The organism is Caballeronia sp. LZ065, from assembly GCF_031450975.1.
Classification (GTDB): domain Bacteria; phylum Pseudomonadota; class Gammaproteobacteria; order Burkholderiales; family Burkholderiaceae; genus Caballeronia.
On record NZ_JARUXV010000004.1, the window covers coordinates 510,314 to 519,621 of the forward strand.

Below are 9,308 nucleotides of genomic sequence, written 5' to 3' on the forward strand. Positions count from 1 at the left end.
CTGATATTGAGCGCGGTTGTGGCACGGAGCCGCAGCGCGTATAGTTTCCGAAATTCACTCAAGTTTCTCATAAGAAACAGCACCGCTGCATCGCGTCGCGCGACAGGGTGCGAGCCGGACTTACTTTCGAAAGGACCCTCATCGTGAACGCACATTCGATTCTCGCCGACCTCGGCATCGCGCATCTCGTCGCCGACGGCGATCTCGCCGTCGCTTCGCCGATCACGGGCGACGTCATTGGCCGCGTGAAGCAGCACACCGCCGCCGACGTCGACACGGCACTGGCCGCCGCCCGCGACGCCTTCGCCACCTGGCGCAACGTGCCCGCGCCTCGCCGCGGTGAACTGGTCCGGCTGCTCGGCAACCGGTTGCGTGAGAAGAAGGAAGCGCTTGGCAGGCTGGTGTCGCTCGAAGCGGGCAAGATTCTTCAGGAAGGGCTGGGCGAGGTGCAGGAGATGATCGACATCTGCGACTTCGCCGTCGGCCTGTCGCGTCAGCTCTACGGCCTTTCGATCGCGTCGGAGCGTCCGGGTCACCGGATGGCCGAAACCTGGCATCCGATGGGCGTGTGTTCGATCATCTCCGCCTTCAATTTTCCGGTGGCGGTGTGGTCGTGGAACGCGGCGCTCGCGCTCGTGTGCGGCAACGCCGTCGTATGGAAACCGTCGGAAAAGACGCCGCTCACGGCGCTCGCCGTCGATCGCATCCTGCGCGACGCCCTCGATGAATTCGGCTCGGCGCCGGCCGGACTGGCAGCGTTGCTGATCGGCGGACGCGAGGTCGGCACGGCGCTGGTGGCGGACAAGCGTTCCGATATCGTCAGCGCGACCGGCAGCACGGAAATGGGCCGCAAGGTTGGCGTCGCGGTGGCGCAGCGTTTTGGCCGCTCGATCCTCGAACTCGGCGGCAATAACGCGGGCATCGTTTCGCACACGGCGAATCGCGATCTGGCGCTGCGCGGCATCCTGTTCTCGGCGGTCGGCACGGCGGGACAGCGCTGCACGTCGCTGCGCCGGCTGTTCGTGCACGAGAGCATCTATGACGAAACCGTCGCCCGTCTGAAGGAGCTTTACGGCAAGGTGCCGGTCGGCAATCCGCTGGAGAGCGGCGTGCTGATGGGACCGCTGATCGACGTGCAGGCGTTCGCGCGCATGCAGGACGCGCTCGAGCAGGCCAAGGGCGAGGGCGGCACCGTGCATGGCGGCGAGCGCGTCGCCGTGAAGGGGCACGAGAACGGTTACTACGTGCGGCCGGCGCTGGTTGAAATGCCGTCGCAGACCGACGTCGTGCTGAAGGAAACCTTCGCGCCGATTCTCTATGTGATGCGCTACAGCGATTTCGACGACGCCATCGCCGCCAACAACGCGGCCGTGCATGGCCTTTCGTCGTGCACGTTCACGACCGACCTGCGCGAAGCCGAGCGCTTCCTGTCGGCCTCGGGCAGCGATTGCGGCATCGCCAACGTGAACATCGGACCGAGCGGCGCGGAGATCGGCGGCGCTTTCGGCGGCGAGAAGGAAACCGGCGGCGGACGGGAATCCGGCTCCGACGCGTGGAAGGGCTACATGCGCCGCGCGACCAATACGATCAACTACTCGTCCGAATTGCCGCTGGCGCAGGGCATCGACTTCAATCTGGGCTGAGCGCGCAGCGGCTTCGGCATCTGAATCGGCAGCGGCATTCGTTACGGAGGCGGCGTGGCTTCTCAAGTGGTCATCGTGGGTGGCGGCGTGATCGGCAGTTCGGTCGCGTATTTTCTGCGGGCCGCGGATCCGACCGTGCAGGTCACGGTGATCGAGCGCGATCCGACTTACGCGCGCTCGTCGTCGGCGCTGTCGGCGGCGTCGATTCGCCAGCAGTTCTCGACGCCGCTCTCGGTGCGCATGTCGCTCTATGGCATCGAGTTCCTGCGCTCGATCGGCGAACGGCTGGAGGTGAACGGCGAACGGCCGTCGATCGATCTGCATGAAGGCGGCTATCTGTTCCTCGCAACCGCGCCCGGGGCCGCGACGCTGCGCGAAAATCACGCGCTGCAACGCGAACTCGGCGCGGACATCAGCCTGCTCGATGCCGCGCAACTCGCCACGCGCTTTCCCTGGCTCAATACCGAGGATCTGGCGGCGGGCGCGTATGGCGAGAGCGGCGAAGGCTGGTTCGATGGTTACGGTCTCGTGCAGGCCCTGCGGCGCAAGGCGCAGGCGCTCGGGGCGCGTTACGTGGCGAGCGAGGTGACGGGCATCCGGCGTGACGGCGGGCGCGCGACGGCGCTGGAGGCGGCGAACGGCGAAACCTATGCGTGCGACGTGCTGGTGAACGCCGCAGGCGCTTGGGCGCGGACGGTGGCGACGATGCTGGGCATCGACCTGCCCGTGCATGCGCGCCGCCGCAGCATCTTCAATGTCTCGTCGCCGGCGCGGCTCGAAGGCGCGCCTCTGCTGATCGATCCGAGCGGGGTCTACTTCCGGCCCGAAGGGCAGACGTACATCTGCGGGACATCGCCTGCGGCTGAACACGATCCCGACGACCTGCCGCTCGACGAAGTCGATCACGCGCTCTTCGACGACGTGATCTGGCCGACGCTCGCCCATCGCGTGCCGGGCTTCGAGGCGTTGCGGGTCGAGCGTTGCTGGTCCGGCTATTACGAGTACAACGTGCTCGACCAGAACGCGATCATCGGTGCGCATCCGGAGGTGGAGAATTGCTTCTTCGCCAACGGCTTCAGCGGCCATGGATTGCAGCAGGGTCCGGCGACGGGTCGCGGCCTCAGCGAACTGATTCTGCACGGGCGCTACGAAACGCTGGATCTGTCGCCGCTCGATTGGACGCGCGTGCTGGAAGGGCGGCCGATCGTGGAAAAGAATGTGGTGTAACTAATAGAAGAGTGCAGTGCGGAATGTGGCGTGCTTTAAAGCACCGCTTTCGCACTGATCCGATTCGACAATGCCCGGCTTCGACCGGGCATTTTTTTCGCTACATAAAAAGATAGGGCGGATTGAAACGATTCCGCATGCGCTACCTGCAGACATTCTCTTAAGTCTTGCTTCGTTTTTCGGCCGCGTCCATTAATGAAATCCACTAGGGCCAGCCGCTTCATGGAGGCGCATTCTGGAAACATCAATCTTATCGAGTGCATCGACCGAAAGGAGACTCATGATGGATGCCAATACGAGCGCACAGTACTACGCCTGGATCGAAGACGGCGAACTGCCCCCGGATACGAGCGTGACCGTATCGCACCGCTCCAGCCAGGTATCGGCGGAACCGGATTATGTCGCGGAAATCTGCGGACGTTTCGCCAGTGAGAAATCAGAGGAGGAACAGAAATCCTGCGTCATTCGCGGCTATAACTGATCACAACATGGCAATGTGTTGCGCGCGTGGCACGCTTTGTCACCAGGCATTTTAAGCGTAACAAATTCTGTCGTTTCCATTCATGATCCGGTTTCATGAGTTGGGAGAACACGGCGAATAACCGGCGGAGACAGATGAATGTCTCCGCTCTCGAATTCCCGGCTTTCGAGCTTGCAGATTTTGCCAATCAGCCAGGTTTTACGCATCGACCGGTCCTGGCCGCACCCAACCCGCTTCTGGCGGGTTTTTTTGTGCCGTGCGGCAATGCAAGGCTAGCGATGGCACAATCGCACGCAATAAAGCGAGAAGGAGCAGTGGTGGCCCACCTGGACCTGGACAATCCGTTTCTCGAAGCGCTCGGCGCGACGTTCTGCGAATGGCGCGCGGGTTACGCCGAATTCCTGATGCCGATACACGCCGGGCATCTGAACCGGCAACGCATTCTGCAGGGCGGCGCGATCGCCACGCTGCTCGATGCCGCATGCGGATACGCCGGCCTCTTCACGACCGGTGCCGGGCCCGTGCACGGCTTCACGCTTTCGCTGACGGTGAACTATCTGGACCGGGGCGTCGGCGACAAGGTGGTTGCCAAGGGTTTTCTGGAGCGTCAGGGGCGTTCGGTGTATTTCGCGCGGGGCGAGGCGTGGGTCGACGGTCGCGTGATGATCGCGAGCGCGCAAGGCACCTTCAAATACGCTCGCTAAGCGCGCCCATCCGGCGATGGCCCTCAAGAGTCTCCTCCGACGCCTCGATCTCACGACCTTGCAACTCTTCCTCGCGGTTCATGAGGAAGGCACCCTCACGCGCGCCGCCGAACGCGAGGCGATTGCGGTGTCAGCGGCCAGCAAGCGGCTGCTCGAACTGGAACAGGCCGTCGGCGCCGTGCTGTTCGAGCGCAAGGCGCGCGGCATGGCGCTCACGCCCGCCGGCGAGACGCTGTTGCATCACGCGCGCCGCGTGTTGCGCGATGTCGAGAACATCGGCATCGAGCTGGCGGAACATGCGAGCGGCGTGCGCGGCTACGTGCGCATGATGGCCAATCTGTCGGCGATCGTGGAATTCCTGCCGGAAGACCTGCGCGCGTTTCTCTCGGTGCACGATCAGATCAAGATCGATCTGGAAGAGCGGCCGAGCGGCGGCATCATCGAGGGCGTGGCGGACAGTCTCGTCGATCTCGGCATCTGTTCCGGCGACGCCGATACGCGCGGCCTCGACACCGTGCATTACCGGCACGACCGGCTCGTCATCGTGACGCCGCTGACGCATCCGTTGACGAAGCGCGCCCGCGTGAACTTTGCCGATACGCTGGACTTCGATCACATCGGCCTTCATTCAGCCAGTTCGATCAACATGCGCACGCATCTGGCGGCGCGCCAGGCGGGCCGCGCGTTGCGGCTGCGTATCCACGTGCCGGGCTTCGACGCCGTGTGCCGGATGGTGCAGGCGGGCATGGGCGTGGGCGTGCTGCCCTTGCACGTGTTCGAGGCGATCGGGCGGCAGCTTGGCCTGGCTGCCGTCGCGCTCGATGAGGAATGGGCCGCGCGCAGTCTCGTGATCGTCGTGCGCGATGCGGATGCGCTGTCGCCGGTCAGCCGTCTCCTGTTCGATCACTTGCGCACGATCGAAGCGTCCGGCGAACCCGCCTAGCTTTCAGAAACCCCGCGAGCGTTCGCGTTTCGCGAACGATCCTTGCCGAAATGCGGTTGGACGCCCCCGAGCGTTCGCCAATAAGCTTGTCTCCAACAATCGAAACCAGGAGACGAGCAGCATGAGCGGACCCCTTCAAGGCATCCGGGTCATCGAAATCGGCACGTTGATCGCCGCGCCTTTCGCGGCGCGCATGCTGGCCGAGTTCGGCGCGGAAGTCATCAAGATCGAGACGCCCAATGGCGGCGACCCGTTGCGCAAATGGCGCAAGCTCCACGAGGGCACGTCGCTCTGGTGGTATCTGCAATCGCGCAACAAGAAATCGGTCTGCGTGAACCTCAAGTCGCCGGATGGCGCCGAGGTCATCAAGCGTCTTGCGAAGGACGCGGACATCGTTATCGAAAACATGCGTCCTGGCGCGCTCGAAAAGCTGGGCCTCGGCTGGGACGTGCTGCACGCCATCAATCCGAAACTGACGATGGTGCGCATTTCCGGCTATGGCCAGACGGGTCCGTATCGCGATCGACCGGGTTTCGGTGCGATCGGCGAGGCGATGGGCGGCATCCGCTACACGACCGGCGACGCGGAAGGACTGCCGGCGCGTGTCGGCGTAAGCCTCGGCGATTCGCTGGCCTCGCTGCATGGTGTGATCGGCGCGCTAATGTCGGTGTTGCGCGTCAAGACTGGTCAGGGCGACGGACAGGTGGTGGACGTATCGCTCGTCGAAAGCGTCTTCAACCTGATGGAAAGCCTGGTTCCCGAATACGACCTGCTCGGCCATGTGCGCGAACGCAGCGGCGGCGCGCTGCCGGGCATCGCGCCGTCGAATACGTATCGCACGGAAGAGGGCGGTTTCGTCGTGATCGCGGGCAACAGCGACCCGATCTACAAGCGCCTGATGCACGTGATCGGCCGACCCGATCTCGCCGACGATCCCGCGCTCGCCCGCAACGACGGCCGCGTTCGCCACAGCGCGATGCTCGACGAAGCCATCACCGCGTGGACCACGCATCATTCGATGGACGATGTGCTCGCCACGCTCGAGCGCGAAGAAGTGCCTGCGGGCCGGATCTATTCGGTCGCGGACATCGTCAACGACGCGCATTACCAAGCCCGCGACATGCTGCTGCACGCGAACCTGCCGGGCGGGGCGTCGGTGAAGATGCCCGGCATCGTGCCGAAGCTCTCCGAAACCCCGGGCGAAGTGCGCTGGCAAGGTCCGGCGCTGGGCGAACACACGCAAGCGGTGCTGGAATCGCTCGGCTTCGATGCCGGCGAGGTCGAACACCTGCGCGCGGAAGGAGCGGTTCAATGAATTTTGCATACAAAGAACCGCTGATTGTTCAGGAAGTTGCGCCGCGCGACGGTTTGCAGATCGAGAAGCAATGGGTCGAAACGGCGGACAAGATTGCGTTGATTGATGCGCTTGCGGCGTGCGGTTTCACGCGCATCGAGGCGGGTTCCTTCGTGTCGCCGAAGGCGATTCCTGCGTTGCGCGACGGCGAAGCGGTGTTCAACGGCATCGTCCGCAAGGAGGGGGTGATCTACGTCGCGCTGGTGCCCAACATGAAGGGCGCGGAGCGCGCGTTGGCGGCACGGGCGAACGAACTCAATCTCGTGATGTCGGCGAGCCAGACGCACAACCGCGCCAACATGCGCATGAGCTGCGAAGACTCGCTGGCGGGCTTCGGCGATATCGTGCGGCTCGTGCAGGGCGCGTCGGCTCCGGTCTCGCTGAACGCGACGGTCGCGACGGCGTTCGGGTGTCCGTTCGAAGGCCGTGTGGATGAAGACCGCGTGGTGTCGATTGCGCGGACCTACCGTGAGATGGGCATTGCCGGCATCACGCTCGCCGACACCACCGGCATGGCGAATCCGCGTCAGGTTGCCCGGCTTGTCGAACGCGTGCTTGCCGAGGTGCCCGCCGCCGACCTCACGCTGCATTTTCACAATACGCGCGGCCTCGGGCTCGCGAATGTGCTTGCTGCTTACCACGCGGGCGCCCGCCGCTTCGATGCGGCGCTCGGTGGACTCGGCGGCTGTCCGTTCGCGCCCGGTGCGTCCGGAAACATCTGCACCGAAGACCTCGTGAACCTGTGCGACGAGATGGGCATTCCCGCGGGGATCGATCTTGTGCAGTTGATCCGCCTGTCGCGCACCCTGCCTGGGCTGGTCGGTCATGAGGTGCCGGGGCAGGTCGCGAAGGCGGGACGCAATTGCGATCTGCATGCGGTGCCCGAATACGTTCGGGCCATCTGAATCATCCCAAGACAACAATATTGGAGACAAACATGAGCGACCTGAGCGTCAACGCGGCCGACGAGCGGCATTCCCTGGCCAACACATCGGACATCATCCGCAAGGTGGCATGGCGGCTGATGCCGCTCATCATGCTGTGCTATTTCTTCGCGTTCTTCGATCGCATCAATATCAGCTTCGCGAAGTTCCAGATGCAGAGTTCACTGGGGCTGTCCGATACCGCCTATGGTCTCGGCGCCAGTCTCTTCGTGATTGGTTACGTGCTGTTCGAAGTGCCCAGCAACATGCTGCTGTACAAGGTGGGCGCGCGCCGCTGGATCGCGCGCATCATGATTTCGTGGGGTATTGCGACGGCGCTCATGGTCTTCGTGCAGACGGAATGGCAGTTCTACGGGCTGCGCTTCATCATCGGCGCGATGGAGGCGGGCTTCGCGCCGGGCGTGCTGTACTACCTGACGCTATGGTTCCCGGCGAGCTATCGCGGCCGCATTACTTCGATGCTGTTTCTCGCGTCGGCATTTTCAGGCTTGTTCGGCGCGCCGCTTTCGGGACTCGTGCTCGGGCATTTGAACGGCGTGGCGGGCATCGCGGGCTGGCACTGGCTGTTCCTGCTCGGCGGCATGCCGTGCGTGCTGCTCGGCATTCTTGTGTTGAAGGTACTGAAGGATCGTGTCGATGATGCCGCCTGGCTCAGCAGCGCCGAGAAGACCTGTCTGAAGAGCCAGATCTCGACGCAAAGTCAGCACACGGAGACCGGCCATTCGCTGCTCGGCGCAATCAGGACGCCCGGCTTCCTGATGCTCGGGCTGATCTACTTCCTGATCCAGATCGCGTCATACGGGCTCAACTTCTGGGCGCCGCACCTGATTCGCGCGGCGGGCACGCAGAACCCGACAATCATCGGCCTGCTCACGGCAGTGCCGTATATCTGCGGCGCGATCTGCATGGTGGTGGTCGGGCGTATGTCGGATCGCTCGGGGGAACGGCGCAAGTTCGTCGCGATCCTGCTGGTCATGGCTGCTGTGGGGTTCTTCGCTGCGGGCGTCTTCGACAAGCAGACCGGTTTGCTGATCGCCGCGCTGGGCGTGATGGGTGCGGGCGTCATCGCATCGATCCCGGCGTTCTGGGCGCTCCCGCCGAAGCTTCTGACCGGCGCAGGCGCGGCGGGCGGAATCGCGTTGATCAATACGCTGGGGCAACTTGGCGGCATCGTGAGCCCGGTGATGGTCGGCCGCATTCGCGACACGATGGGCAGTACCACGCCCGCGCTGTATGCAATCGGCGCGATGAGTGGGTTGTGTGCGCTGTTGCTAATGTTCGGGTTGCCGCAGTCGTTGAGGCAGCGGGATCATGCAGAAGAGGGCAGTGGAGTTCGGGGGTAAGGTCTGTAAGGTGCTCACCGGAGATTCGAGTCGGTGAGTGCCACTTTTGCGGCATTGAAGTCTGGATACGCATTTGGCGTTTTGAATGCGGTCGGCTGAATAGCGTTTTGCGTGCTGCATGCAAAATGCTGCGAGACGAGCCGGGTGCGACGCGCGGTGCATGAGGGATCCGCCGCGCCTTAGACGGGCAATGCAAGGGCGCAATGCGACTTGCTCGGCGAGTCTGTCGAAGGTTCTTGAATCCGGCGCTATGCATGCGTTCGACCGAATGGCGCTTTGCATGCCGCATGCAAAATACCGCGAGCCGAGCCAGAGGGGACGCGCCGCGAATGAGCGATCCGCCGCGCCATGATATGGAGCAACGCGAGGTCACATCACGACTTGCTCGTCAAGCTGTTGACGCTTCTCGCACTTGGCGTCTTGCATGATTCGGACCAAATGGTTTTACGTATTCCAAATGCAAAATGCCGCAGGACAAGCAAGCTGCTGCTTCGCGAGACCGTCGGCTCAAAGGAGGACCGGAGCAGCGCGAGATCGCGCTATGCTTTGCTCCGTCGCAATACGCCTCGCCGGGGGTGTCAGTATTTCCGTGTTCGAGGCAGATTGAGTAATTACACGGAAGGTCGAACGAATCGATCTGCATAAAGGATAGCGAATTGGTTCATGGCC

8 protein-coding genes are annotated in these 9,308 nt (G+C 63.4%); all 8 read left to right on the plus strand.

Going from position 1 to position 9,308, the window contains the following annotated elements:
- Nucleotides 1-143 precede the first annotated feature (143 nt).
- Entirely contained in the window at nt 144-1,643 is a 1,500-nt protein-coding gene (locus QCE63_RS28920) for an aldehyde dehydrogenase family protein (protein ID WP_309837963.1), read from the plus strand.
- A gap of 54 nt (nt 1,644-1,697) precedes the next feature.
- Nucleotides 1,698-2,870 (plus strand): FAD-binding oxidoreductase, encoded by a 1,173-nt coding sequence (locus QCE63_RS28925; RefSeq protein WP_309837964.1) that lies wholly within the window; start codon nt 1,698-1,700, stop codon nt 2,868-2,870.
- A gap of 280 nt (nt 2,871-3,150) precedes the next feature.
- Nucleotides 3,151-3,351, plus strand: coding sequence for a hypothetical protein (locus QCE63_RS28930; protein ID WP_309837965.1), 201 nt, complete (start codon nt 3,151-3,153; stop codon nt 3,349-3,351).
- 317 nt (nt 3,352-3,668) lie between these two features.
- Entirely contained in the window at nt 3,669-4,055 is a 387-nt protein-coding gene (locus QCE63_RS28935) for a PaaI family thioesterase (protein WP_309839310.1), read from the plus strand.
- Nucleotides 4,056-4,071: 16 nt separating this feature from the next.
- Entirely contained in the window at nt 4,072-4,998 is a 927-nt protein-coding gene (locus QCE63_RS28940; RefSeq protein ID WP_309837966.1) for a LysR family transcriptional regulator, read from the plus strand.
- 121 nt (nt 4,999-5,119) lie between these two features.
- Nucleotides 5,120-6,313 carry a CaiB/BaiF CoA-transferase family protein gene (locus QCE63_RS28945; RefSeq protein ID WP_309837967.1) on the plus strand — a complete coding sequence of 398 codons (1,194 nt, stop codon included), beginning with the start codon at nt 5,120-5,122 and terminating at the stop codon, nt 6,311-6,313.
- Entirely contained in the window at nt 6,310-7,257 is a 948-nt protein-coding gene (locus tag QCE63_RS28950; RefSeq protein ID WP_309837968.1) for a hydroxymethylglutaryl-CoA lyase, read from the plus strand. Before QCE63_RS28945 ends, QCE63_RS28950 begins: the two co-directional genes overlap by 4 nt.
- 32 nt (nt 7,258-7,289) lie before the next feature.
- The gene (locus QCE63_RS28955; protein ID WP_309837969.1) at nt 7,290-8,639 is read left to right on the plus strand and encodes an MFS transporter; all 1,350 of its coding nucleotides are present in this window, start codon (nt 7,290-7,292) and stop codon (nt 8,637-8,639) included.
- The last annotated feature ends 669 nt before the right edge of the window (nt 8,640-9,308 follow it).

What these genes read in the sequence shown, in the direction of transcription:
- QCE63_RS28955 (WP_309837969.1), top strand. Translation starts at nt 7,290, where the DNA reads ATGAGCGACCTGAGCGTCAACGCGGCCGACGAGCGGCATTCCCTGGCC.
- QCE63_RS28930 (WP_309837965.1), top strand. Translation starts at nt 3,151, where the DNA reads ATGATGGATGCCAATACGAGCGCACAGTACTACGCCTGGATCGAAGAC.
- QCE63_RS28950 (WP_309837968.1), top strand. Translation starts at nt 6,310, where the DNA reads ATGAATTTTGCATACAAAGAACCGCTGATTGTTCAGGAAGTTGCGCCG.
- QCE63_RS28945 (WP_309837967.1), top strand. Translation starts at nt 5,120, where the DNA reads ATGAGCGGACCCCTTCAAGGCATCCGGGTCATCGAAATCGGCACGTTG.
- QCE63_RS28940 (WP_309837966.1), top strand. Translation starts at nt 4,072, where the DNA reads ATGGCCCTCAAGAGTCTCCTCCGACGCCTCGATCTCACGACCTTGCAA.